The sequence below is a fragment of the Streptomyces sp. cg35 genome (assembly GCF_050410835.1).
Taxonomy (GTDB): Bacteria; Actinomycetota; Actinomycetes; order Streptomycetales; family Streptomycetaceae; genus Streptomyces.
The window spans coordinates 368,394-392,316 of record NZ_CP191268.1 but is presented as its reverse complement, the minus strand read 5'-3'; the positions used below and the strand labels follow the sequence as shown (position 1 = coordinate 392,316).

The 23,923-nt window shown below is 71.3% G+C and carries 28 protein-coding genes and 1 pseudogene; 14 read left to right on the top strand and 15 right to left on the bottom strand.

Annotated features, from left to right (window positions below; genetic code table 11):
- Positions 1–157: 157 nt before the first annotated feature.
- The 3 genes from ACQUQD_RS02025 (at position 158) to ACQUQD_RS02015 (ending at position 2,758) form a co-directional block, all read left to right on the top strand.
- A complete protein-coding gene (locus ACQUQD_RS02025) occupies positions 158–1,177 on the top strand; it encodes an aldo/keto reductase (RefSeq protein WP_428950149.1) in 1,020 nt (339 codons plus the stop codon).
- Between the two features lie 74 nt (positions 1,178–1,251).
- Positions 1,252–2,007 carry an SDR family NAD(P)-dependent oxidoreductase gene (locus tag ACQUQD_RS02020; RefSeq protein WP_428950148.1) on the top strand — a complete coding sequence of 252 codons (756 nt, stop codon included), beginning with the start codon at positions 1,252–1,254 and terminating at the stop codon, positions 2,005–2,007.
- Between the two features lie 16 nt (positions 2,008–2,023).
- Positions 2,024–2,758: a hypothetical protein gene (locus tag ACQUQD_RS02015; protein WP_428950147.1), complete on the top strand. Its 735-nt coding sequence runs from the start codon at positions 2,024–2,026 to the stop codon at positions 2,756–2,758.
- Positions 2,759–2,817: 59 nt separating this feature from the next.
- Here ACQUQD_RS02015 and ACQUQD_RS02010 read toward each other — a convergent pair whose 3' ends face one another.
- Genes ACQUQD_RS02010 through ACQUQD_RS02000 form a run of 3 tightly spaced genes read right to left on the bottom strand, consistent with a single transcriptional unit; the run spans position 2,818 to position 5,113 of the window.
- Positions 2,818–3,231, bottom strand: a complete 414-nt coding sequence (locus tag ACQUQD_RS02010) for an SRPBCC family protein (protein WP_428950146.1) — start codon at positions 3,229–3,231, stop codon at positions 2,818–2,820.
- Complete coding sequence (locus ACQUQD_RS02005) at positions 3,228–4,247, bottom strand: aldo/keto reductase (RefSeq protein WP_428950145.1); 1,020 nt, start codon at positions 4,245–4,247, stop codon at positions 3,228–3,230. The genes ACQUQD_RS02010 and ACQUQD_RS02005 overlap by 4 nt, the downstream gene beginning before the upstream one ends.
- 41 nt (positions 4,248–4,288) lie before the next feature.
- A complete protein-coding gene (locus tag ACQUQD_RS02000; protein WP_428950144.1) occupies positions 4,289–5,113 on the bottom strand; it encodes an aldo/keto reductase in 825 nt (274 codons plus the stop codon).
- A gap of 173 nt (positions 5,114–5,286) precedes the next feature.
- Here ACQUQD_RS02000 and ACQUQD_RS01995 point away from each other — a divergent pair, with 173 nt between their 5' ends.
- Entirely contained in the window at positions 5,287–5,781 is a 495-nt protein-coding gene (locus ACQUQD_RS01995) for a MarR family winged helix-turn-helix transcriptional regulator (protein ID WP_428950143.1), read from the top strand.
- Here the strand turns inward: ACQUQD_RS01995 and ACQUQD_RS01990 are convergent.
- Positions 5,753–6,424, bottom strand: a complete 672-nt coding sequence (locus tag ACQUQD_RS01990) for an NAD(P)H-binding protein (protein ID WP_428950142.1) — start codon at positions 6,422–6,424, stop codon at positions 5,753–5,755. The two genes, ACQUQD_RS01995 and ACQUQD_RS01990, sit on opposite strands and share 29 nt — an antisense overlap.
- A gap of 55 nt (positions 6,425–6,479) precedes the next feature.
- Positions 6,480–6,773, bottom strand: a complete 294-nt coding sequence (locus ACQUQD_RS01985) for a hypothetical protein (RefSeq protein ID WP_428950141.1) — start codon at positions 6,771–6,773, stop codon at positions 6,480–6,482.
- Positions 6,774–6,995: 222 nt separating this feature from the next.
- Here ACQUQD_RS01985 and ACQUQD_RS01980 point away from each other — a divergent pair, with 222 nt between their 5' ends.
- From ACQUQD_RS01980 to ACQUQD_RS01960, 5 genes are all read left to right on the top strand, one after another.
- The gene (locus tag ACQUQD_RS01980) at positions 6,996–7,499 is read left to right on the top strand and encodes a hypothetical protein (protein WP_428950140.1); all 504 of its coding nucleotides are present in this window, start codon (positions 6,996–6,998) and stop codon (positions 7,497–7,499) included.
- A gap of 148 nt (positions 7,500–7,647) precedes the next feature.
- Positions 7,648–7,812 (top strand): hypothetical protein, encoded by a 165-nt coding sequence (locus tag ACQUQD_RS01975; RefSeq protein ID WP_428950139.1) that lies wholly within the window; start codon positions 7,648–7,650, stop codon positions 7,810–7,812.
- 79 nt (positions 7,813–7,891) lie between these two features.
- Positions 7,892–8,446: a DoxX family protein gene (locus tag ACQUQD_RS01970; protein WP_428950138.1), complete on the top strand. Its 555-nt coding sequence runs from the start codon at positions 7,892–7,894 to the stop codon at positions 8,444–8,446.
- A gap of 31 nt (positions 8,447–8,477) precedes the next feature.
- A complete protein-coding gene (locus tag ACQUQD_RS01965; protein WP_428950137.1) occupies positions 8,478–8,795 on the top strand; it encodes a hypothetical protein in 318 nt (105 codons plus the stop codon).
- A 109-nt stretch (positions 8,796–8,904) separates the two neighbouring features.
- Complete coding sequence (locus ACQUQD_RS01960; protein WP_428950136.1) at positions 8,905–9,111, top strand: LPXTG cell wall anchor domain-containing protein; 207 nt, start codon at positions 8,905–8,907, stop codon at positions 9,109–9,111.
- 47 nt (positions 9,112–9,158) lie between these two features.
- Here the strand turns inward: ACQUQD_RS01960 and ACQUQD_RS01955 are convergent.
- A pseudogene (locus ACQUQD_RS01955) lies at positions 9,159–9,380 on the bottom strand (SRPBCC family protein); the annotation flags it as partial.
- A gap of 157 nt (positions 9,381–9,537) precedes the next feature.
- Here ACQUQD_RS01955 and ACQUQD_RS01950 point away from each other — a divergent pair.
- Positions 9,538–11,583 carry a SpoIIE family protein phosphatase gene (locus ACQUQD_RS01950; RefSeq protein ID WP_428950135.1) on the top strand — a complete coding sequence of 682 codons (2,046 nt, stop codon included), beginning with the start codon at positions 9,538–9,540 and terminating at the stop codon, positions 11,581–11,583.
- Between the two features lie 77 nt (positions 11,584–11,660).
- On the opposite strand, the gene ACQUQD_RS01945 is transcribed toward ACQUQD_RS01950, so the two are convergent.
- The 7 genes from ACQUQD_RS01945 to ACQUQD_RS01915 form a co-directional block, all read right to left on the bottom strand.
- On the bottom strand, positions 11,661–12,161 hold the full coding sequence (locus ACQUQD_RS01945) for a hypothetical protein (protein ID WP_428950134.1): 501 nt from the start codon (positions 12,159–12,161) through the stop codon (positions 11,661–11,663).
- A 260-nt stretch (positions 12,162–12,421) separates the two neighbouring features.
- Positions 12,422–12,499, bottom strand: a complete 78-nt coding sequence (locus ACQUQD_RS01940) for a 50S ribosomal protein bL37 (protein ID WP_370443954.1) — start codon at positions 12,497–12,499, stop codon at positions 12,422–12,424.
- Positions 12,500–12,620: 121 nt separating this feature from the next.
- Entirely contained in the window at positions 12,621–13,229 is a 609-nt protein-coding gene (locus ACQUQD_RS01935; protein WP_428950133.1) for a hypothetical protein, read from the bottom strand.
- A 208-nt stretch (positions 13,230–13,437) separates the two neighbouring features.
- Positions 13,438–14,868 (bottom strand): amidase, encoded by a 1,431-nt coding sequence (locus tag ACQUQD_RS01930; RefSeq protein ID WP_428950132.1) that lies wholly within the window; start codon positions 14,866–14,868, stop codon positions 13,438–13,440.
- Positions 14,865–16,505 carry an MFS transporter gene (locus ACQUQD_RS01925; RefSeq protein WP_428950131.1) on the bottom strand — a complete coding sequence of 547 codons (1,641 nt, stop codon included), beginning with the start codon at positions 16,503–16,505 and terminating at the stop codon, positions 14,865–14,867. The genes ACQUQD_RS01930 and ACQUQD_RS01925 overlap by 4 nt, the downstream gene beginning before the upstream one ends.
- Positions 16,506–16,703: 198 nt before the next feature.
- Positions 16,704–16,919: a twin-arginine translocase TatA/TatE family subunit gene (locus ACQUQD_RS01920; RefSeq protein WP_428950130.1), complete on the bottom strand. Its 216-nt coding sequence runs from the start codon at positions 16,917–16,919 to the stop codon at positions 16,704–16,706.
- Positions 16,920–17,927 (bottom strand): sporulation protein, encoded by a 1,008-nt coding sequence (locus ACQUQD_RS01915; RefSeq protein WP_428950129.1) that lies wholly within the window; start codon positions 17,925–17,927, stop codon positions 16,920–16,922. It lies immediately after the preceding gene.
- Positions 17,928–18,238: 311 nt separating this feature from the next.
- On the opposite strand from ACQUQD_RS01915, the gene ACQUQD_RS01910 reads away from it, so the two are divergent.
- From ACQUQD_RS01910 to ACQUQD_RS01895, 4 genes are all read left to right on the top strand, one after another.
- Complete coding sequence (locus tag ACQUQD_RS01910; protein ID WP_428950128.1) at positions 18,239–19,579, top strand: hemolysin family protein; 1,341 nt, start codon at positions 18,239–18,241, stop codon at positions 19,577–19,579.
- A gap of 5 nt (positions 19,580–19,584) precedes the next feature.
- Positions 19,585–20,613 carry a hemolysin family protein gene (locus tag ACQUQD_RS01905; protein WP_428957426.1) on the top strand — a complete coding sequence of 343 codons (1,029 nt, stop codon included), beginning with the start codon at positions 19,585–19,587 and terminating at the stop codon, positions 20,611–20,613.
- 76 nt (positions 20,614–20,689) lie between these two features.
- Positions 20,690–21,145: a tellurite resistance TerB family protein gene (locus ACQUQD_RS01900; protein ID WP_428950127.1), complete on the top strand. Its 456-nt coding sequence runs from the start codon at positions 20,690–20,692 to the stop codon at positions 21,143–21,145.
- Positions 21,146–21,348: 203 nt separating this feature from the next.
- The gene (locus ACQUQD_RS01895; protein WP_428950126.1) at positions 21,349–21,924 is read left to right on the top strand and encodes a TerD family protein; all 576 of its coding nucleotides are present in this window, start codon (positions 21,349–21,351) and stop codon (positions 21,922–21,924) included.
- A gap of 55 nt (positions 21,925–21,979) precedes the next feature.
- On the opposite strand, the gene ACQUQD_RS01890 is transcribed toward ACQUQD_RS01895, so the two are convergent.
- Positions 21,980–22,711 carry a dienelactone hydrolase family protein gene (locus ACQUQD_RS01890; protein ID WP_428950125.1) on the bottom strand — a complete coding sequence of 244 codons (732 nt, stop codon included), beginning with the start codon at positions 22,709–22,711 and terminating at the stop codon, positions 21,980–21,982.
- Between the two features lie 190 nt (positions 22,712–22,901).
- Complete coding sequence (gene add, locus ACQUQD_RS01885) at positions 22,902–23,906, bottom strand: adenosine deaminase (protein WP_428950124.1); 1,005 nt, start codon at positions 23,904–23,906, stop codon at positions 22,902–22,904.
- Between the last annotated feature and the right edge of the window lie 17 nt (positions 23,907–23,923).

Below are 23,923 nucleotides of genomic sequence, written 5' to 3'. Positions count from 1 at the left end.
GTGGCCGAGCCCTCCTGTGCCCAGGTGACCTTGCGAAGTGGAACGGCGCTCCGTATCGTTAACGGAACAAGGCTCCGTTTCCTTGGCGATGTCGGCGATGTCGGCGAGACGGGCCGACGACCAGTCCGGGCTCCGCTCGCCATGGAGGAACACGCTCATGCAGTACCGCACGTTGGGCCGCACCGGTGTGCAGGTCAGCTCGCTCGCGCTCGGCGCGATGAACTTCGGAAGGATCGGGGGTACCACCCAGGACGAGGCCACCGCGCTCGTCGACGCCGCGCTCGAGGCGGGCGTCAACCTCATCGACACCGCCGACATGTACAGCGACGGCGAGTCGGAGGAGATGGTCGGCAAGGCCATCGCCGGGCGGCGCGACGACATCGTGCTGGCCACCAAGGCGGGCATGCCGATGGGCGACGAGCGCAACCATCGCGGCAGCTCGCGCCGCTGGCTGGTCACGGAACTGGACAACAGCCTGCGCCGCCTCGGCGTCGACCACGTCGACCTCTACCAGATCCACCGCTGGGACCCGGCGACCGCCGACGAGGAAACGCTGTCGGCGCTGACCGATCTGCAACGCGCGGGAAAGATCCGCTACTTCGGCTCCTCGACCTTCCCGGCGTACCGCATCGTGCAGGCCCAGTGGGCGGCGCGCGAGCACCGTCTGAGCCGCTACGCCACCGAACAGCCCGGCTACTCGATCCTGCAGCGCGGCATCGAGACCCATGTCCTGCCCGTGACCGAGGAGTACGGGCTCGGGGTCCTGGCGTGGAGCCCGTTGGCCTCGGGCTGGCTGTCGGGCGCGATCCGCGCGGGCCGTACCGTCACCACCAACCGTTCCGCGTTCATGCCGCAGCGCTTCGACCTCGCCGTCCCGGCCAACCGGGCCAGGCTGGAAGCCGTCGAGCGGCTCGCCGCGGTCGCCGACGAGGCGGGTCTGACGATGATTCAGCTCGCGCTCGGCTTCGTGACCGCGCACCCCGCCGTGACCAGCGCGCTGATCGGGCCCCGCACGATGGACCATCTGCGCACGCAGCTCGCCGCCGCGGACACGGTGCTCCCCGCCGATGTGCTCGACGCGATCGACGAGATCGTCGCGCCCGGCACCGACCTGGCCCCGGAGGAGAAGTTCGACACGCCGCCCGCGCTGCTCGACCCGTCGCTGCGACGCCGCTGACCGGCCGGACCGTGCGCTGACGCGCGGCCGAGGCGCTCTGGTTCGGTGCGCGCACCGCCGCATACGGTGGCGGCATGACAGGTGTAGCCGCCACGGGTACCGCCCTGGTCACCGGGGCCTCCCGCGGCCTCGGGGCCGTGATCGCCCGACGGCTCGCGGCCGACGGGCACCCGGTCGCCGTCGTGTACCGCTCGGGCGCCGAAGCGGCCCGCGCCGTGGCGGCGGACATCCGCGCGGCGGGCGGCACGGCGCAGGACTTCGCCGCCGACGTGACGGACGAGGCCGCGGTCACGGAACTCGTCGGGGGCGTCACCGCCCGGCTCGGCCCCGTCGCCACACTCGTCGTCAACGCCACAGGGCCGCAGCCCGCGCTGGACCCGACGGCGGTGACCTGGGACGACCACCTCGCCCAACTGGCCTTCTTCGTCAAGAGTCCCACCCTGCTGATGCGGGCGGTGCTGCCTGCCATGCGCGAGCGCGGCGGCGGCCGGATCGTCCAGATCGGCTCGGACGTGACCGAGCGCGTGCTGCCGGAGATGTCGGCGTACGCGGCCGCCAAGGCCGCCCAGCACAGCCTGACCGAGAGCTGGGCCCGTGCGCTCGGCCCGGACGGGATCACGGTCAACACGGTCGCTCCGGGGTGGATCCCGGTCGAACGGCACGCCGGAGCCTCGGCCGCGTCGCTGGCCGCCTACGCCGCCGACGTGCCGCTGCGGCGCACGGGCACCCCGGAGGACGTCGCCGCCGCCGTGGCGTACCTTGCCTCACCGGACGGGGCGTTCGTCACGGGCGAGCGGATCAGGATCAACGGCGGGTACACGCTCGGCTAGCGGATCGGGGAGTGGCGTGAGTGCGAGGGTTCATCTGGTGGGCGGGGGATGGCAGTCGGGCGAGGTGTTCCAGGACTTCCTGCGGGACGCCGGTACTCGGCCGAGGGTCGGCTGTGTGCTCGTGGACGAGGGCGAACCAGGCGTCGTACAGGGGGAGTTCGAGCGCTACGCCGCCCGCCTCGTCGCTGCCGCGCCCTGCACGCCGGTGGCGCTGACGGTTCCGGTCGAGGGGCGGTTCGACCTCGCGGCGCTCGACACGATCGACGCGCTGCTGGTGTGCGGCGGCCTGACACCCGCGTACCAGGAGGTGTTCGCGGACTGCGCGGCCGACCTGCCGGGTCTGCTCGCGGAGCGCGCCGTGCCGTACGCGGGGTTCTCCGCGGGCGCGGTGGTGGCGGCCGCCGACGCCGTGGTGGGCGGCTGGCTCGACCGCGGGGTACCGGTGTGCCCGGCGGACAGTGCTGAGGACCTGGACGAGATCACCGTGCGTCCCGGACTCGGACTTGTGCCCTTCGCCGTGGAGGTGCACGCGGCGCAATGGGGCACGCTGGGGCGGCAGATCTCCACCGTCGGGCGCGGCCGCGTCCGACGGGCCGTGGCGCTCGACGAGGACACCCTGATCACGTACGCGCCGGGGGAGCCGGTGCGCGTGGCCGGGCGGGGGCAGGCCCACCTGGTGAGCGCCACGGACGACGGCGTGCGCGTCCGGTCCTACGCCGCCGGACAGACATTTGATGCGGCCTGGGCGTGACGTGCTCGTGGGTGAGGGGCCGGGAGATCCCGGCCCCTCACCCGCACCGTGTCGGCCGCTCAGGCGGCGATCGTCTCCGCCAGGGCCCTCAGGCCGTCGCGGTAGATGGTCTCGAAGAGGGCGGTCGCCTCGGCGTCGGTGACACCGTCCGGGACGAACTCGCCGGACCACTCCACCCGCGCCCCGTCCGCCCCGCGGTCGACGACCCGCAGGGTCGACCGGTACTGCCGTACGGGGAACGGGGCCCGCGCGATCGAGTACCGGTACGAACGTGCCGCCTCGTCGAAGGCTTCGAGACGCTCGACGATGACCTGGCCCTCGTCGTTCGTCAGCGTCCGCACCCGGCCGCCCTCGGTGAGCCGGCTCTCCGTGATGTACGGCAGCCAGTCGGGCAACGAGCCGAAGCCACCGATGAGCCGCCAGACCTGATCGGCGGAACGCGGCACGTCGAGGGAGACGGCGGCCGAGGTCACGACGCGTCCTTCACGGGCACCGGCGCCTCGTGCGCGACGACCTTCCGGTCGCGCAGGGACTTCCAGAAGGCGTACGGCACGTCCTGGGCGAGAGCCGCGAGGTCCTCGGCGATCCGGGAGGGCCGCGTCGCGCCGGGGATGACCGCGGCGACGGCCGGGTGGGCGAGCACGAACTGGAGCGCGGCGGACTTGATGCCGATGCCGTGCTCCTGCGCCAGCGCCTTGATCAGGCCGACCTTCTCGATGATGTGGGCGGGCGCCTCGGCGTACTCGAAGTGGCTGCCGCCCGCGAGGATGCCGGAGCTGTACGGGCCGCCGACGACGATGTCGACGTCCTGCGCGGCGGCCGCGGGCAGCAGCCGCTGCAGGGCCCGCTCGTGGTCGAGCAGGGTGTACCGGCCGGCGAGGAGGAACGCGTCGGGGCGCGGCTCGTCCAGGTCCAGCGTCATCTCCAGCGGCTCGACCTTGTTGACGCCGAGGCCCCAGGCCTTGATGACGCCCTCCTCGCGCAGCCGGGTCAGGGCCCGGAACGCGCCGGTGCGGGCACTCTCGTAGACGTTCACCCACTCGTCGCCGTAGAAGTCCTGGGCGACGTCGTGCACCCAGACGATGTCGAGCCGGTCCGTCTTCAGCCGCTTCAGGCTGTCCTCGACGGAGCGCAGCGTCGCGTCGGCGCTGTAGTCGTTGACCATCTTGTTGGGGCGGCCGTGCTCGAACAGGGCGCCCTTCTGGCCGAGTTCACGGCTCGCGGGGTCCTCGACCTCGTCGAGGATGACCCGGCCGACCTTGGTGGACAGGACGTACGCGTCGCGGGGCTTGTCGGCGAGGACGTCGCCGAGGCGGATCTCCGCGAGGCCCGCGCCGTACAGCGGCGCGGTGTCGAAGTAGCGGATGCCCTGGTCCCAGGCGGCCTGCACGGTCGCGGCGGCCTCGTCGTCGGGGATGGCGCGGAACATGTTGCCGAGGGGTGCGGTGCCGAAGCCGATGCGGCCCGGCAGCAGGGAGCGGATGCTCATGGTGGTGCCTCTGTCTTTACTGCGTGGGGGAGTTGGGGGCGTCAGTTCAGGGTGTCGGGGTCCGGGCCGGTGCGCAGGCCGCGGTCCGACGCGGTGAGGGCGTCGATCTCCTGCGGGCTGAGCTCGAAGTCGAGGACGTCGAGGTTCTCGCGGATCCGGGCCTCGGTGACCGACTTGGGGATGACCACGTTGCCGAGCTGCAGGTGCCAGCGCAGGACCACCTGGGCCGGGCTCTTGCCGTGTCGCGCGGCGATCGTGGTGACGGCGTCGTCCTTGAGGACGGCGCCCTGCGCGAGCGGGCTCCACGCCTCGGTGGCGATGCCGTGGCGGGCGTGGAAGTCGCGCAACTCCCGCTGCTGGAGGCCCGGGTGGAGCTCGATCTGGTTGACGGCCGGGACCACCGAGGCGCTGCCGAGCAGGCGCTCCAGGTGGGCGGGCTGGAAGTTGGAGACGCCGATGGCGCGGGTGCGCCCGTCGGCGAGCAGCTTCTCCAGGGCCCGCCAGGTGTCGAGGTAGAGGTCCCGGGCCGGGGTCGGCCAGTGGATGAGGTACAGGTCGACGTGGTCGAGGCCCAGCTTGTCCAGGGAGGCGTCGAAGGCGGCGAGCGTGGCGTCGTGGCCCTGGTCGGCGTTCCACAGCTTGGTGGTGATGAACAGCTCGTCACGGGCGATGCCGGAGTCGGCGAGCGCCCGGCCGACACCGCGCTCGTTGCCGTAGATCGCGGCGGTGTCGATGCTGCGGTAGCCGGCGTCGAGGGCCGTGGCGACGGCGGCGGTGGTCTCCTCGTCGGGGACCTGGAAGACGCCGAAGCCGAGCTGCGGCATGGTGATGCCGTTGTTGAGGGTGACGGTGGGCACGGAGGTCATGAGGGTTCCCTTGTCTCTTGCTGGGTGTCTCTGCCGGAGCCGGGCGCCGAGCCGGGGCTGTGCGGTGGAGCCTTACGAGCGACCACAATAATTGCATGCGCGGGTTAATTGCAAACGCGGTATAGTGGCGTAAGCCTCATTGTGTGAGGGTCGGAAGGAAGGACGCGTCACCCATGACTGCCACCGCTCCCTCGCTCCTCGCTCTCGCCGACGGCTGGTGGGCGCTGTCCCTCCTCCACGGCAGGATCGAGTCCCGCCTCGAGCGCGCCCTGCAGGCCGGGCACGACCTGAGCGTGCGCGAGTACTCACTGCTTGACGTGCTCAGCCGCCAGCACGATGGCGAGGGCGGCCACCTCCAGATGCGGCAGGTCGCCGACGCGGTCGTCCTCAGCCAGAGCGCCACGACCCGCCTCGTCAATCGCCTGGAGGACCGGGGTCTGCTGTCCCGCTACCTGTGCCCGACGGACCGCCGCGGGATCTACACGAACGTCTCCGCAACGGGACTCGCCCTCCTGGCCGCGGCCCGGCCGACGCATGACGCGGCCCTGCGCGAAGCTCTCGACGCCGCGGCGGCCGAGCCCGACCTGGCCCCGCTCGTGCGGGCGGTCGAGCAGCTCCCGGCCCCGGCCGTCGGACAGGTCAACCAGCCGCTCCGGCCAGCTCGTTGATCCGCGGGCTGTACAGGATGTGCGCGCCCGCACCACGGTGACCGGCGACCTCGACCATGGCCTTCCCGAGGTTCTCCGTGGTCGTCACGTGCTTCGGTGCCAGCCGGCGGAGCACGGGGTACAGCCATGACCCGGCGGCGTACATCCATCGGTACAGGGGCGTCCTCGAGCGCTCACCATGGGTGGGCTGGATGTAGCCGGGGCGGAACATGTAGCCGTGGAAGTCCATCGCCAGCAGCTCGTTCTCGGTGCGCCCCTTGACCCGGGCCCAGGCGGAGCGCCCCCGCTCCGTGCTGTCGGTGCCCTCGCCCGAGACGTAGGTGAACGTCAGCTCCGGGTTCGCGGGCAGGGCACGGGCGGCCGCGAGCGTGTAGTCGTGGGTGATCCGCCGGTACTCGTCCGCGCCGCGCCCCGCCGACGTGACACCCAGACAGAAGAAGCAGGCGTCGACCTCGGCGAACTCGTCGGCCAGGTCGGAGAAGTCGGTGAAGTCCTCGTGCACCAGCTCGCGCAGCCGCGGATGGGCGACACCGAGCGGGGCGCGCACCACGGCGCGCACGGAGGTCACCCGGGGGTCGTCGAGGCAGACACGCAACACGCCCTGGCCGATCATGCCGGAGGCGCCGAAGAGGAGAACGTTCACAGGAGATCCGTCCGTGGTCGGGGGGTGCTCGGGACCCCATCCTGCACGGCCCGTGTCACTCCATGTGATCCACGTGGTGCAGCCCCACGGTCAGCTGGTCGAGGACGGTGTCGGGGTCCAGGTCGAACGCCTTCGCGGCTATGCCGACGCCCAGCTCGGCGGCGCGTGTCATCGCCCACAGCAGCGCCCAGTACGCCGTCATGTCGTCCTTCAGCTCGGCCTGCAGACGCGCGACGGCGCTCGCCAGTGTCGCGTCGGAGGCCGGGTCGTAGCCGTCCTGCAAAGAACCGCGCAGAAGCGTCACGGCCTCCAGCACGGCCGGCGGATGGGAGTGGCTCTCAACGGTCATGAGCTGTGCTCTTCCGTGTAGCGGGCGGAACGTACGGGTTCACGCGGGTCGCCGGAGACCTCCAGGGGCCTGTCGCCGACGCCACCCGCGCCGCGAACCCTCCTGCCCCCACCCCGTGCCCCCGCCCGGCGGCGACACGCGTCGGCTCACCCGTGCGGGCGTACGGTGCCGGCGAACGGCCTGGTTGCGGGCGTGGCGTGGACACGCCGTAGGGTCCGCCCCATGGAACAACTCGACGTCACACCTGACCGATTGGCCGGAACCTGGCACATCGTCTGCTCCTCGTTCCCGATGTGGCAGGGCGACAGGCGCACCGACGCGACCTTCACCTACGGGCCGATGCCGAGTGGCAGTTCGGGCGCGCCGCGGATGAGCGACGACGTCGGCTACCGCACCAGGAGCGGACGCCACCGTCACATCCTGGGCGTCGACACGCGCCTCACCGCGCGACCCGGATCCGTCTACCGGTGGCGCGGCCGCGGCGTGCTGGCGGTGCTGTCGAGCGAATGGGAAGTACGGGAGATGGGCGCGGACGACGCGTGGGCGGTGATCGTCTTCAGTCGCTCCCTGGTCACGCCGGCCGGAGCGGATGTCGTCGTACGCGCCGACCGCCTCGACGACCGCGCGGTCATCGCGGATGCGCTGGAAGCCGGTGTGCGCCACGAGGCGCCGAGGGTGCCGGGATTCGAGCCGCGGGACCGACCGGACCCGCACCCGGAGCGATAGCCGCGAGACGGCGGAAATGCCGTGAAGAGGGCGTTGCGGGTTCTTCACATGATCCGAACGCTGGGTGTGCCGCTCCCGGGCAGGCGAGAAGAGACGCCGCGAGGAGGCGCTGCCGATGCTAGTTGTCGCTCTTCTGCTCTTGCCGACCATGGGAATCCTGGTGATCGCCATGGACCGTATCGAGGATCTGCTGAACGAGGAGGCGCGACCGGCGACCCATCGCCGCGTACGGCACCTGCGCCTCGTGCCCGGAGGAGGACGCGCCGAACGGCACCGGGCGCGGTCCTCCGAGGACCACACCAAGGCGGCCTGACGCCGTTCGCCGGCCGGCCGCCGCTCCTGTCCGGCGATCACGCCGACTGAGCGGGTGATCCCGGGGAAGGCGTGCGAGCATGACCGTACTGAGGAAAGCCGCACGCCCGATGCTCGCTTCGGTCTTCGTCACCGGCGGGCTCTCCACGTTCCGCGATCCCGCACGCGTCGCGCCCGTCGCCGGGCCGGTGGCCGTGCCCCTCGCGGCCCGCATACCGCGGCTGCCCGAGGATCCGGAGCAACTGGTCAGGATCAACGCGGCCCTACAGATCGGAGCGGGCGTGATGCTGGCGACCGGGAAGCTGCCCCGCCTCGCCTCCCTGGCGCTCGCCGGGTCCCTCGTGCCGACGACGATCGCCGGTCACGCGTGGTGGAAGGAGAAGGACCCCGAGCAGCGTGCCCGGCAGCGGACCCAGTTCATGAAGAACCTGTCCCTGCTCGGTGGCCTGCTCATCGCCGCGGCCGATACCCACGGGAAGCCGTCGGTCGCGTATCGCACCCGCGGGGCGGCGGCGACCGGACGCGCGAACGCCCGGCGTGCGCAGCGGGAGGCCGCACACGCGCTGCGGGAAGCGTCCGACACCGTGCGCACTCTCCCGTCGAACGCCCGTCAGGCCCTGGCCCACCCCTTCTGAGCCGGGCCGCTGAGAAAGGACACCTTCTCGCGTGACCACATTTGTCATCACCATCCCGGGGACGTTCCTGCGTGACGTGGACGATCGCGCCAGGGCCGACATCGTCGGACGCCTGCGTCCGGCGGACCCGAACCAGACGGAACTCGGCCGCGAGGAGGACCTCGACCTGCTCACCGTCAACGACGACAACACCTTCAGCATGCGCCTGGAGGTGACCGCCGACGCGGGCAAGGAGGCCCAGCTCAAAGCCGAGCACACCGCCGCGCAGGCGCTGCGCGCGGCAGGGTTCACCGAGGACGAGGCCCCGCTGGGCCCGCCGGCCGTGACCGGTATCGACAACCCCGCGTGACACCGGTCCGGGGCCGCGTCCGCGCGGCCCCGCCGACGCGGCGGTCGCCGATCGGGTGATGTGCGGGGGCGGGGCGTTCCCCGACGCCGGTACGAGGTACACGCAGGCTATGAGTCCTTCTAACGTCCTGGCTGCCGGCGGCGGCTCGTCGTGGTGGTTCGTCATCGTCGGCGCCGTCATCGTGCTCGCGCTGCTCGCCCTGCTGTGGAGCAGCCGACGCCGCCTGGAGCGCAGGCCCGACCCGCCGCAGTCACCACAGCCCCGCGCCGACTCCTGGGAGAACCCGGACGACCCCAAAGACCCTGAAGCACGCTGACACACCGCGGCGCCCGCCCCGACCGGGGGCGGGCGCCGCGGCGTCTCTCAGCCCTGCGACCGCTCCCGGGCCACCGACTCGGCGAGCTGCTGGAACTCGCCGAGGTCCTGGAGGGCGAGCGTGGAGTCGAGAGGGGTGAGGGCGCCGAGATGTTCCACGAAGCCCTTCGGGTCGTACGCGATCCGCAGGGTCACCCGGCTCGTGGTGTCACCCAGACGCTCGAAGGTCGCCACTCCGGCATGGTCCACACCCTCGACGCCGGACCACGCGGACCCGGCGATTTCCCCGAAAGCCCCCGTGTCCGACGCATCGCCGGAACAGGTATGTCCACTTCCGGTGCCGAACCGGTCGCATTGTCGACAGAAACGGCCGCGCGCCCCGGGCGGCCAGCGCTTATGGTGGCCGAGCGGCAAACCGGAGACAGCCATGACGTCAGCCAGGAAGTCACACATCGGTCTGGAACAGCGCCTGTCCTTGACCGGAACGGGCAGCTTCGACTGGGATCTGGAGAGCGGGGAGGTGAGCCTCGACGACAGTGCTCTCGCGCTCCTCGACCTGCTTCCGGGCGAGTTCGACGGCCTGGTGACCTCGATGCAGGACCGGCTGCCCTCCGAGGAGGCCGTGCGGATCAGCTTCGCCGTCACGGAGGCGATCAGCTCAGGCGCCGACCAGTACGGCGTCTACTTCCGGGTCCACCGGCGCGACGGCACGGTGCAGCTGGAACACGCCCGTGGACGCATCCTGCGCGACGACGAGGCCCGGGCCGTGCGCGCCGTGGGAGTGATCCGGAGCGCCACGGACGACGCGGCGGAGCTCGCGGCCGTCGATCCCAGGGAGGAGCGCCGCCAAGGCATCGCCCTCATGGTGCAGGGCACCACGGAAGCCCTCTCCCGGGCCGTCACCGTCGACGACGTGGTGGCCGTGCTCTCCGGCGCGAGCGGCCTCGACCGGTTCGCCGCCGACGGCCTCGTCCTGGGGCTCGTCGAGGGCGACCACCTGAAGCTGATCGCCCTCGTCGGCCAGACGATGCAGGCCCTCGACGAACTCAAGCTGCACAAGGTCGACGAGTCGCTGCCGCTGGCCGAGGCAGTCATGACCCGCGAGCCCCGTTTCGTGGACTCGCTGTCCGCCCTCGCCCGGCGCTTCACCCGTCTGGGTCCCTACATCGAGGAGATGAAGCTGGACTCGGCGGCGTTCCTGCCGCTGGTCGCGCAGGACCGCGCCATCGGCGGACTCGCGCTGTTCTACCGGGGCCGCAAGGAGTTCACCGACGCGGACCGCAACCTCTGCATCGGGCTGTCCGGCATCGTCGCCCAGTCGCTGCAGCGCGCCATGCTGTTCGACGAGGAGCGCGACCTGGCCAAGAGTCTGCAGGCCACGATGTTGCCGCGGGGGGTCCCCACCGTCGCGGACTCCGAGGTCGCCGTGCGCTACCACGCCGCTTGGGGCGGACGGGACGTCGGCGGGGACTTCTACGACGTCATCGCCCTGCCCCGCGGGCGCATCGGCGTGGTCGTCGGCGACGTGCAGGGCCACGACACCCATGCCGCGGCCATCATGGGGCAGCTGCGCATCGCGTTGCGGGCCTTCGCCGGCGAGGGCCACGCGCCCGCGACGGTGCTCTCCCGGGCCTCCCGCTTCCTCGCCGAGCTCGACACCGAGCGGTTCGCCACCTGCACCTACGCCCAGTTCGACCCCGCCACCGGCATCGTGCGCGCCGTGCGGGCCGGTCATCTGCCGCCCCTCGTCCGGCACGTCGACGGTCAGGTGGGCGTGCCGCGGGTCCGCGGCGGACTCCCGCTGGGGCTCGCCACCGACTTCGGCATGGAGGACTATCCCGAGGTGCGGCTCGACCTCGTGCCGGGCGAGACCCTGGTGCTGTGCACGGACGGCCTCGTGGAGGACGCCGGTCTCGACCTCGACACCGGTATCCAGAACCTCGCCCAGGTGCTGCGCGCCGGTCCCGAGTCGGCGGAGGACCTCGCGGATCACCTGTCGCGCGCGCTGTGGGAGCGGTGGGGCAGCAAGGACGACGTCGCGCTCCTGGTCCTGCGCCGGCTGCCCGACCCCGGCACGCTCCAGGAACCGCGCATCCACCGGTACGTCCATCAGGCCGACCCCGAAGGACTCGCCGACGCGCGCGCGGCGCTGCGCGAGCATCTCGCGGCGTGGGGCCTGGGCGCCGTCGCCGACGACGTCGAGGTGGCGGCCGGCGAACTCCTCGTGAACGCCCTGGTCCACACCGAAGGGGGCGCGATTCTCACCCTCGAGGTGCTCACCGGCCCGCCCCGGCGCGTGCGCCTGTGGGTGAAGGACCGCTCCAGCACCCGCCCGCGCCGGAGATCCCCGGGGGAGACCGCCACCTCCGGACGTGGCCTGCTCATGGTGGAGGCCATCACGTCACGCTGGGGAGTCGAACCACGCGGCGAGGGCAAAGCAGTCTGGTGCGACTTCACCGTGCCGGACGCCTGAACAAGGCCGATCGGCACGCGGAACTCGCCCATGAATGCGGAGAGTTCCGCGCGCCATGTCGCGGCAGGAGAATCCGCTCAGTCGACCGGTGCCAGGTCGGTGATCTTCCGGGTGGCGAGATCGGACTGGACCTTGATCTTGCTGATCTCCGGGTTCTTTCCGTCGTTCCAGGTGAGCGTCACCAGGGCAGTGGAATGACCGGTCCCGGAACCCGTGTACGTCACTGCCCACTTCACGGGCACGTTCTGAGCGAAGAGAATTCCGTCCGCGTGTTCCCGGGCCTCGTAGGCCGCGACCTTCTTGCGTGCGGCGTCGGACAGATAGAAGCCGCGCAACGCCTTGGTGACGGCGGCGGAACCGGCGTCCTCGTTGTCCCACACGGCGTCGATGTAGGCACCGTAGAAGTCGGCGACCCGGTTCGTGGTGCTCCGCGGGTCCCCTTGCGGCGTCTGGGCCGCAGCGGCGCTCCGCGGCGTGGCGGCGGTCGGTCCGGCCAGCGCCGGGGTGACCGCCGCCAGGGTCAGGACGGCGGCGACGCCACCGGCGGCGATGAAGCGGGTGCGAATGGTGCTGCGCATCTGATGTGCCTTCCCCGTGCAACATGCGTGGTCCGCCCGGTAAGGGAGAGAGCCGGGCGCTCGGTCATTATTGAAGATGACCAGTTCGCCGCCGCAGTTCCAGTAAATCCGAAGAAAATCCCCCTTTGTTGCCGCCGGTGGGGGATTGGGAATGGTTGTACGTCGAAAAGAAAAATACCGGTAAAGCGGGGGCCGGTAAAAAAGAAAAAGGCGGGGCGGCACTGGCAGTGCCGCCCCGCCCCTTTCAGGCCGTGCTCCCGCTACGACTGGGGACGGCTGCCGTGGTTGGCGCCGTTCTTGCGGCGGGCCTTCTTCTTACGGCGTCGCTTCGAGGACATCGCATACCTCCCAGGGTCGGTGTTTCCGGTCGTTCTCCCTGGAGCTGTCCAGGCGAGCACGCAGCCGCCTACCCAGCCACACACGCCCCATGGTGTGGCCTGTGTCACCGTGACCCTAGGCTCAGTAGAGCTTCCGCACCGCCGTCGCGGTCGTCTTCTTGAAGCCGGCGACCGGGGCCCCGTCGTAGCTGCCCATCTGGCCCCACTGGACCACCGTCACCGTGGTGCCGTCCCGTCCGACGGAGAAGAGGTTGATGTCCGACGCGCCCCACGTCGCCTCGGTGTGGACGCCGTAGACGTACGCCCCCTCCTCGACGTTCACCCGGCCGTAGTACTTCTGGGTCGCCGTGATGTCGGGCTGCTCCTCCATCACCGTCCGGGCGCAGGAGTCCAGCTTCTTGCGCACCAGTGCCACGAAGTCCTTGGCCCGCTGCGTGCTGCGCTCGACCACCGTCACCTGGAGGGCGCCCGTGTCGTAGTCCGTGCGGAAGACACGGTGCACGGAGTTGGAGGGCAGCGCCTCGCCCGCGCACAGCGGCAGCGGGTCCGGCTGCCCCGACGTCACCTTGCCCGCGAACCACTCCGAGGAGGGGTGGGGCGGCAGCTCGGCCGGGGCCAGGAAGCGCGGTGTGCCGTCGGATGCCGCGGCCGGCTGCACCGCGACGGCCGTTCCCGCCACGGCCAGCGCCGCGGCGACCGCCGCTCCACGCACCTTCGTTCCTCGGCTCATCACCATGGTTCTCCCCCAAGTCGCTGTACGGGGCCGCTTGTTCGGCCCGGCGTGGACGGCGCCCGGTGAGGCACCGTCCACATCACATACGACCCGCCGCGACGCCACACCGTTGTCCTGATGCGCGTCACAGCCCCGTCCCGGGTGTCACGGAACCTCGACGTCCGGGTCGGTCACCGGGACGGGCGGGAGCGCCGCCCGCGTGCCGTCACGGCGCCAGCAGGCGTGCGTACCGGTCCCGCCAGGGGCAGGCCTCCTCCAGTTGGGCGCTGAGCGCGATCAGCGTGGCCTCGTCGGCGGGCCGGCCCACGAGCGAGACACCCACGGGGATCCGGTCGTCGTCGGTCCAGTACAGCGGCAGGCTGACCGCCGGCTGGCCCGTCATGTTGTACGGGCTGGTGAACGCGCTGAAAGCGCTCTGCCGATGCAGGTTCACCAGGGGGTCGCCGGACTCGTCGAAGTGCTCGATGGTCTGCGGGAGGCAGGCGAGGGTGGGGGTGAGCACGACGTCGTACTGCTGGGTGGCCCCGACCGCCCGGCGCGCCGCGTGCTGCATGCCCGTGACCGCCGCCGCGAACCGGGCGCCCGACACCCCGCGCCCGTACTCCCGCCAGGCCCGCGTCACCGGACGCAACAGCTCCTCCCGCTCGGCGTCCAGCGGATGCCCGAGCGACTGCACGCTCCACGTCGTGATGAAGTGGTCGGTGATCTCGGGTCCGAAGGGGTTGGGGATGTCCTCGACGACGTGCCCGAGATCCTCCAGCAGCCGCGCGGCGTGGTCCCACGCCGCCCGGCACGCCGGATCCACGGTGACGCCCTCGGCGACCGGTGTCGCGTACCGGCCGATGCGCAGCCGCCCGGGGGAGCGGTCGGCGTGGCCGAGGAACGTCTCGCCGTCCGGCAGCGGGGACGCCCAGTGCGGATCACCCGGCTCGGGCCCGGCCAGGACGTCGAGCAGGGCCGCCGCGTCCCGCACCGAGCGGGCGAGCGGACCCTGTACGGCCAGCCCCGTGACGTCGGTGCCGGTCGGGCCCGAACTGACGCGGCCCCGCGAGGGCTTGATCCCGAACAGGCCGCAGACGCTCGCCGGGATCCGGATGGAGCCGCCGCCGTCACTGGCGTGCGCGACGGGGACCAGACCGAGCGCCACCGCCACCGCGGCCCCGCCGCTGGAACCCCCGGCGGAGAGCGTCGGGTCCCAGGGGTTGCGGGCCGGGCCCACGACGTCGTTGTCCGTGTAGCAACAGCAGCCGAATTCCGGGGTGTTGGTCTTGCCGAGGCTGATCGTGCCGGCCGCGCGCATCCGGGTCACGCTGTGCGCGTCGACGGCGGGCACGTGATCGGCGAAGGCCCTCGATCCGTACGTGGTCCGGACCCCGGCCGTGTCGACGAGGTCCTTGACCGCGGTCGGCACGCCGAACAGCGCCGACGGTTCCCCGGCGGATCCCTTCTCCTGGAGGGCGGCCGCCTCGGACAGGGCCGCCTCGGCCGTGCGCGTCACGAAGGCGCCGAAGCGCTCGTCGTACTGCTCGACGCGGGCGAGGTGGTGGCGCACGAGATCCACCGGGCTCACTTCGCCCTTGCGGACGGCGGCGGCCTGTTCGAGGGCGCCGAGTTCGTGCAGTCGCGTGCCGGTCATGCGGTGCGTCCTTCCTGCGTGCCGTCCTGCATCTCGGCCACCTGCCGGGCCACCGCCTCCTCGTGCGCCTGGAGGTCGCGCCGCGCGTCGCGCGGCCGCCAGCGGCCGGTCATGACGAAGACGAACGGCAGGAACAGCACCTGCCCGCCCAGACACACCCACCACCAGGTCTGCCACTTGCGGGGGTTGTCGGCGCTCGCCTGCTGCACCTCGGCGCCGTGCTCCCGCAGGATCTTCAGCTGCGGCGCCGCCTCCTGCACGGTCTTGAGCTGCTCGGCGCCGACCTCCTTCTCCGCACGGGCGAGCAGGGCCGGGGGCACCTTGTCCGGTGCGTAGGCGCCGAGCTCCGCGAAGAGCTTCGGGTGCGCCTCGGTCACCGCCAGCGCCGGTGCGGCCTGGACGGAGGCCCGCTCGACCGCGGGCCCGTGCTCGATCAGCGGCGTCACCGTGTTCACCACGAGGGGGACGAAGGCGGCGGACAGGGCCACCGTGATGCGGACGACCCAGCCCCAGATGGCGAGCCCGGTCGCGGTGGCCGCCGGGTTGTGCCGCTCCACGGTCTCCGTGAAGCTCGCCATCCAGGGGGAGTAGGCGATGCCGCTGGTGACGCCGATGCCCGCGACGATCAGGGCGAACGTGTAGTAGCCGGTGTGGGGTTCGGTGGCGCGCAGGGTGAACACCAGGGTGAAGGCGATGGATCCGAGCCCGCCCAGCAGCATGAACGGCTTGCGCACCCGCAGTCGGTCGGAGAGCAGGCCCGCGACGACGAGCGAGATCGCGTTCGCGCCCCAGTACCAGTTCAGCAGGGCGTTCGCGCGCTGTGCCGAGTAGCCGAAGGTCGTCGCGAAGTAGAGCACGAAGTTGCCGACGGCGGCGTAGTAGAGGAGCAGGTAGAGGCTGATCGCGACGGCCGAGCCGATGACGTCGAGGCGCATCATCTGCCGCCACTGGCCGCGCAGCGCCGTGTCCGTGTCGATCCCCTTCGCGCGGGCCTCGATCAGCGCACGGTCGCGCAGGCTCACCATGATCTGGTCGCGCAGCGCCGGGGCGAGCTCCCGCAGCCCGAACAGGGCGATCACGAACAGGACGAGACCGCTGATGCCGGCGAAGCGGATCTCGTCCTGCCAGGTGGTGCCGCCGCCGTACGTGCGGGAGGTGACGGCGGTGACCACGAGGCTGCCGATGATCGGTCCCATGGTCCAGTAGCCCATGGCGGAGGCGCGGCCCAGCTGGGGCGAGAAGTCACGGATGAGCGCCGGGGTCGCCACCAGGATCATGCCCTCGACGAACGCGACGGCGGAGTAGATGAGCAGATAGCTCACCTTGCCCGGCGCGTTGGGCAGCGCGAACGTGGTGAGCAGGCCGACCGCCAGAAGCCCGTAGACCACGATGTTGGCCCGGCCCCAGCGGTCGGCGAGGCCCGCCACCAGTGACGAGAACGCGCCCACCGCGTTGGCGGCCACCGAGATGTACACGAAGTACAGGAACGTCATGTGGTACTGGCTGATGATGGCTGTCGACACCGCGTACTGGATGTACAGCTGGTAGTAGAGGACGATCGTGACCAGGACCACGATCCCCAGGTACCAGTACCGCGCCCCGCGTTCGGGATAGCGGTCGAGTCGTCGTCCGCCCATGGCCCGCAGCGCCGATGGTGCCGTCCTTGTCGTACGCGGCTCTGTCGTCGCCGGTGGCGAAATCGACACCTTGCCTCCCAGTGTGCTGGTCGACGGCACGCCACAGTGCGTGCTCGCCGGCGCGAGGCTAGTACCGACCAGTCGGTACGCAGAAGGGGTCGGACAGAACTTTGTCGCGGGCGGACGGCACCGCCCCGGTTACGGCTTCGGGTCCTCCGGTGAGGGCGGCGGGACCGTTTGTCCTGGGATGACGCGCGGTGGGCCGTCCTCCTTCGGCTCTTTGAGGGCCTTTGCCTCGGCCTTGAGGATGCGCGCGGACTTGCCCATGGAGCGGACCAGTTCGGGCAGCTTCTTCGCGCCGAGGACGAGGGCGATCACGATCAGGGCGATGCCTATCTCACTGATGCCGAACATTCAGTCCTCACCGCCCTCGTCGTCCTCGTCGCCCTCGAAGAAGTCCCCGACCTCGTCGACGACCTCGGCGGCGACCATGCCGCCGACGACGCCGACGGCGAGCCCGGCCGCTCCCATCGCGACGGCCGTGCCCACGCCCGGACCGGACCGGTGGCCGTGGCCGTTGTCGTGGTGCGCGTGATCCTCGTGGTGCCCGCCTTGGCTCTGCCCGTACATGCTGTGGCCGCCGTACGCGGACCGGTGCTCGACCAACTGCCGTACCCAGCCGTCGACGAGCGTGTTCCAGTCCTGGTGGTGGACGCCGTCGTGGCCCACGGTGAACCGGGTGACCGTGTCGTGGCCGGAGGAGAAGAGCCCGCCGCGCTTGACCGCCTCCAGGACCACCTCCATGCCGCCGGGGGTGGCGAGGAAGGTCACCTCGATCTCGTCGACCGCGTGCGCGTACTGGGGCGCGGGGGTCAGCTCGATCTCCTGGTAGAAGGGGAGTTGCTGACCGGTGCCCGCGATGCGGCCGTACTCGAGGTCCGCGGACCTGAAGCCGAAGCCGAGCTGACCGAAGGCTTCGAGAACGGCCTCCTGCACGGGGAGCGGGCCGACGGCGAGCTGGTCGAGGTCACCCTTGTCCTTGGCTCCGGCGACCGAGAGCTCCGTGCGCACTCCGAGCACGATGCCGAGCTGCTGCCCGTACAACTCGGTGATCGGGGTCTCCCAGGGCAGGCTCACGCTGAACGGGACGCTGTGTTCGGCGCCCTCGGTCAGCCGGAACCCGCCGCCGACCAGGACCCGGTCGAAGGCGACGACGCCCTGGCTCTCGCCCTCCTCGTGCTCGGCCTCGACCCGGGCGACCAGTTCCAGCGTGATGTGCTCGATGTCGAAATCGGCGCTGCCGCCTTTGAGATGGACCTGGCCGGAAAGGGTGCCGCCGGGGGCGACGGCGCCGGGGGCGAGGACGGTGTCGACGGTGGGGCCACCCACGCCGAGCGAGCCGAGCAGTCGTTTGAACACCATCGAGGCGTTCACTCCCTTATGTGCGTACGAGCGTTACGAGGGTGATGCGGGCGCGGGGAACCCCGGTGACGCCCGCTACGTTCTACAAGCGCGTAGAAGCATAGGCGGCTGCGGGTCGCGCGCGCGTGGCGCGCCGGGCCCGGCCGCAGGAAAGTCCGAAAAGGGCCGTCGACCGACGGCGGCCCGGGGTCGCCCGATCCCCCGAACGAGAAGGAGTCACAGCCCGCGATGGGTGAGCCTCCCAGTAGCCGGCCGCGCGCCGTGCCCCGCCCGCCGACCGAGACCGACGCTGCGCGGGCGGGGGTGGAGCGGTGACCGAGATCCTGTTGCTCGCGCTCGCGCTGCTCCTCACGCTCGCCTGCGCCCTCTTCGTGGCGGCCGAGTTCTCCCTGACCACCGTCGAACGTGCCGACCTGGAGCGCGCGGCGCAGGCGGGGGAGCGGGGCGCCGGCGGTGCCCTGAAGGCGGTACGCCGTCTGACGTTCCAGCTGTCCGGAGCCCAACTGGGTATCACCGTCACCTCGTTGGTGATCGGCATGCTCGCCGAACCCTCGCTCGCCGTGCTGCTGCGCGGTCCGCTGGAGCCGGCCGGACTGGGCGGCGCCGCGTCGTCGGTCGCCTCCGTGCTCGGTGTCGCCCTGTCCACGGTGGTTCTCATGGTGGTCGGTGAACTGGTGCCGAAGAACTGGGCGATCGCGCGGCCGGTCGGCGTCGCCAAGGTGGTCGCCGGGCCGCAGCGCGGCTTCACCGCGGCGTTCGCCCCGTTCATCCGGCATCTGAACAACACGGCGAACCGTTTCGTGCGCCGCTTCGGACTGGAGCCCGCCGAGGAGCTGGCCTCCGCCCGGACCCCGGAGGAACTCGTCGCGCTCGCCCGGCACTCCGCGGCCGCCGGCGCCCTGGAGGCCGACTCGGCCGAACTCTTCGTCCGCACGCTGCACTTGAGCGAACTGAGTGCCGAGAACGTGATGACGCCGCGCGTCGACGTCCAGGCTCTGGAAGTGCATGCCACGGCCGCCGACGCGGCGAACCTCGCGCACGCCACCGGCCTGTCCCGCTTCCCCGTCTACCGCGACAGCCTCGACGACGTCATCGGCACCGTCCACATCCGTGACGCCCTCGCCCTGGAGCCGGAGAAGCGGCAGCTCACCGCGGTCACCGAGCTGGCCACGCCACCCCTCCTCGTGCCGGACAGCCTGCCCGCCGACCGGCTCCTGGAGCGGCTGCGGGATACCCGGACCATGGCCGTGGTCATCGACGAGTACGGCGGTACGGCCGGGGTCGCCACCGTCGAGGACATCGTGGAGGAGGTCGTCGGCGAGGTGCGCGACGAGCACGACCCCGCCGGCGCGCCCGACCTGCAGCCCGTCGGCCCGGCGCCGGACGGCCGTGCCGCCTGGGAGGCCGACGGCGGTGTCCGCATCGACCAGCTCACCGCGATCGGCCTGGCCGCGCCGGAGGGCCCGTACGAGACCGTGGCCGGACTCGTCGCCACCCGCCTCGCCCGCATTCCCGCCCCGGGCGACACGGTCGGCCTCGACGGCTGGGAGCTGGCCGTGCTCGACGTGGAGCACCACCGGGCCGACCGGGTCCGTATCACCGAGCCCGCACGGGCCGCTGCCGAGGCACAGCCGACGGAGGACGCCCGATGACCACGATGACCGTCCTGCAACTCGCCATAGGCGCGCTCACCCTGCTCACCAACGCGTTCTTCGTCGGCGCCGAGTTCTCGCTGATCTCCGTGCGCCGCAGCCAGATCGAACCGCGTGCCCAGGCCGGCGACAAGCGGGCCCGTTCCACCCTGTGGGCCCTCGAACACATCTCCGCGATGCTGGCCACGGCCCAACTGGGCATCACCGTCTCGTCGCTGGTCCTCGGCGCCGTCGCCGAACCCGCCATCGCCCACCTCCTCGAACCCGGCTTCGAAGCCGTCCATGTGCCGCACGCCCTCGTGCACCCGATCTCGTTCGTCATCGCCCTGACCGTGGCGACGTACGCGCACATGCTGTTCGGCGAGATGGTGCCGAAGAACATCGCGCTGGCCGCGCCCGCGCGCTTGGCGCTGCTGCTCGGCCCGCCCCTGGTCGCCGTCACGCGCGTCCTCAAGCCGGTCGTGTTCGGGGTGAACTCCTTCGCCAACAGCCTGCTGAAGCTGTTGAAGGTGGAGCCGAAGGACGAGGTCGAGGCCGTGTTCACCGACGATCAGCTGGCGCGGATGGTGCTCGACTCCAGCGAGGCCGGGCTGCTGTCCAGCGCCGACGGTGAACGGCTGAGGGACGCGCTGGAGCTGGGCACGCGGCCGGTCGGCGAGATCGTCGTGCCGGCCCAGCGGATGCGTACGGTGACGCGGGAGATCACCCCGGGCGAACTGGAGCGCGTCGCGGCGCACGCCGGGTACTCGCGCTTCCCCGTCACCGGGAAGGACGGGGCGGCGCTGCTCGGCTACCTCCACATCAAGGACACCCTCGGACGCGCCGACCGCGACCTGCCCTTCCCGCGGGCGGCCCTGCATCCGCTGACCCGGGTCCGCATCGACACCCCGCTCGACGACACGCTCACCGCGCTGCGGGCCCAGGGCAGTCATCTCGCCGCGGTCGTCGGCGACAAGGGCACGGTCATCGGCTTCGTGACGATGGAGGACGTGCTGTCGGAACTGGTGGGGCCCGCGGCGCCCGCGCCGGCGTGACCGGTGCGTCCTGCCTCCCGCACTCTGCTAATTTCTACACGGCTGTAGAACTAAGACCGTAACCGGAGGAGTACCCGTGGCCCTGTGGGACCGCATCAAGGAATCCGCGTCGACGATGCAGACGCAGCTGGTGGCGAAGAAGAACGACCTCAAGTCCGGTGCGTTCCGCGACGCCTCGATGGCCATGTGCGCGCTCGTCGCGGCCGCCGACGGCACCATCGACCCGTCCGAGCGGCGCCGCGTCGCGCAGCTGATCATGAGCAACGAGGTGCTGCAGAACTTCCCCGCCGACGACCTGCAGCGCCGTTTCGAGGCCAACCTCGACAAGCTGGTCGCGGACTTCGACTTCGGCAAGGTCAGCGTCCTGCAGGAGGTCGCGAAGGCGAAGAAGAAGGAGGCCGAGGCGCGCGCCGTCGTGCAGATCGGCATTGTCATCGGCGGCGCCGACGGCGACTTCGACAAGACGGAGCAGGGCGTGGTGCGTGAGGCGTGCCAGATGCTGGGGCTGCCGCCGCACGAGTTCGATCTCTGACCGGGAGGCCGGTGCGGGTGTCGGGGCGGGGTGGCGGGCAGGGATGCCGGCCACCCCGCCCCGGCGTTCGTCGTGGCAATTATTTTAAGTATTGCGCAAGTAATGGAACGATGGAGGGAGCGTCGACGTTGGCCAGGTGACGGCCGGTGCGCGGCGACGCGCAGGCCCGATCAGTTCGCACTCGAATACATGGAGGAAGTTCCGTGGGTGTTTCCCTGGCCAAGGGTGGCAACGTCTCGCTCAGCAAGCAGGCCCCCGGCCTGACGGCGGTCCTGGTCGGCCTGGGCTGGGACGTGCGCACCACGACCGGCGCGGACTACGACCTCGACGCCTCCGCGCTGCTGTGCGGCGAGGACGGCAGGGTCCTGTCCGACCGCGATTTCGTCTTCTACAACAACCTCACGAGCCCGGACGGCTCGGTCGAGCACACCGGCGACAACCTCACGGGTGAGGGCGAGGGCGACGACGAGTCGGTCAAGGTGAATCTCTCGGCTGTGCCGGCGCAGGTGGCGAAGGTCGTCTTCCCCGTCTCCATCCACGACGCGGAGAGCCGGGGCCAGAGCTTCGGCCAGGTCAGCAACGCCTTCATCCGCGTGGTGAACCAGGCCGACAACCAGGAGATCGCCCGCTACGACCTGTCCGAGGACGCCTCGACCGAGACGGCCATGGTCTTCGGCGAGCTGTACCGGCACGGCGCCGAATGGAAGTTCCGTGCCGTCGGCCAGGGCTACGCGTCGGGACTGCGCGGCATCGCCCAGGACTACGGCGTCAACGTCTGACGCGTCTCCCGGGGTCCGTGTCCCGCCGACGGCCGGGACACGGACCGGGCCGGCCTCAGCCCAGGTGCCGCCGGAAGAACCGCACGGCACTGTCGGTCTCGCACTCCGGCAGATCCCCGTGCTCGCCGGGATGGGCGTGCAGGGTCTTCTCGGCCGAGGCGAAGGCGTCGAACAGCCGCAGGCACTGGTCCCGTGGCACGCGCTCGTCGTCCCACTGCACGAGGAACTCGACGGGCACGGTGATGCGCGCGGCCGCCCCGGCCGACCCGAGCGCCCCGCCCAGACCGAGCACGGCCGCCCGGATCCGGGGCTCGGCGGCGACAAAGGGAACGCCCAGCCCGCAGCCCAGGGACACACCCCAGTAGCCCACCGGTCCCGGTCCCACGGTGCCCAGATCCTGGACCGCGTCGAGCACGGCCTGCCATTCCGGGACGGTCTGCCGGGCCACGAGCGCCTGGAAGTCGGCGATCAGCGGGGCCAGTTCGGCACCGGCCGCCACCCGCGCCCGGTTCTCCTCGGCGATCCGGTCGTATGTGGGGTCCGTGGGGCGGTCGCCGTGACCGGGGACGTCGACCGCCACCGCGGCGAAACCGCACACGGTCACGAAGCGGTGCGCCTGGACGAGCACCTCGGGAGCCCTCTTGTGCCGACCGCCGCCGTGACCGAGCACGATCAGAGGTCGCGGGCCGTCGGCTCCCTGCGGGGTCCACAGGACGCCGGGGATCTCGCCGAGGGTGAAGAGCTGTTCGGTGACGCCGTCGGACGACGTCTCAGAAGTGAAGCGCATGACGCTCACGCCTTTCGGGATGCCTTTGCGGGCGCTCCCTAGGCCATGCGGGAGAGCGAGGAGGCCCGACCTGTCGCAGTGTCGATCGGTCTCACCTCCTCGGGGCGTCATGGCGCACAGCGGCTGCAAGCTACCACGGCAGGCCCGGACCGGGCCTGCCGTGGTCTCACTTCCGGATCTCGGGGCGCGATCAGCCCTGGTACGCCGCCAGTTCGGCCAGGAACTGCTCGCGAACCGCGGGCGCCGCCCACGAGATCTCGATGGCGTTGCGCTGGAGGCGCACGAGGTCCTCGTCGGACAGGGCGGCGGGCCCGCGCAGCGCGGCGAGGTTCTCGGCCACGTAGCCCGGGAAGTACGCCGGGTCGTCGGAGTTGACCGTCACCTTCACACCCGCGTCCATCAGGGCGCGGATCTTGGCGGCCTTCGTCCCGTCCGTGACATGGGCGTTGGAGATCGGGCACACCGTCAGCCCCAGGCCCCGCTCGCGGATCCGCGCCACGAGCGCGGGGTCCTCCAGGGCATTGACACCGTGGTCGATGCGGTCGACGCCGATCTCCTCGATGACCTGGCGGATGTGCTCCGTGGAGTTCCTCTGGTCGACGTCGCAGTGCATCGTCAGCCGGAAGCCCTCGGCGCGCGCCCGGGCGAACACCGCACGGAACTTCACCGGCGGGTTGCCCGCCTCGTCCGAGTCGAGCCCGACGCCGACGATCCACTCCTTGTAGGGCAGCGCCTGGACGAGCGTCGCCATCGCGAACTCGGCCTGGAAGTCCCGCAGGAAGCACATCACCAGACGGCCCTTGAAGCCGGTCGCCCGCTCCGCGTCGTCCAGCGCCCGGGTCAGACCCCGGATGACGGTGTCGAAGGCCACGCCGCGCGCGGTGTGGGCCTGCGGGTCGAAGAAGATCTCCGCGTACCGCACGTTCTGGGAGTGCGCCTTGGCCGCGTAGGCCGCCGCGAGGTCGTAGAAGTCCTGCTCGGTACGGAGCACGGTCATGCCCTCGTAGTACACCGAGAGGAAGCCGGGCAGGTCGTCGAAGTCGTACGCGGCGCGCAGCGCGGCCTCGTCGGCGTACGGCAGCTCGATGCCGTTGCGCCGGGCGAGAGCGAACTTCAGGCCGGGCTCCAGCGTGCCCTCGATGTGCAGGTGCAGCTCGCACTTGGGCAGGCCGGCGATGAACGCGTCGACAGTCATGGTGGTGAACTCCTCGG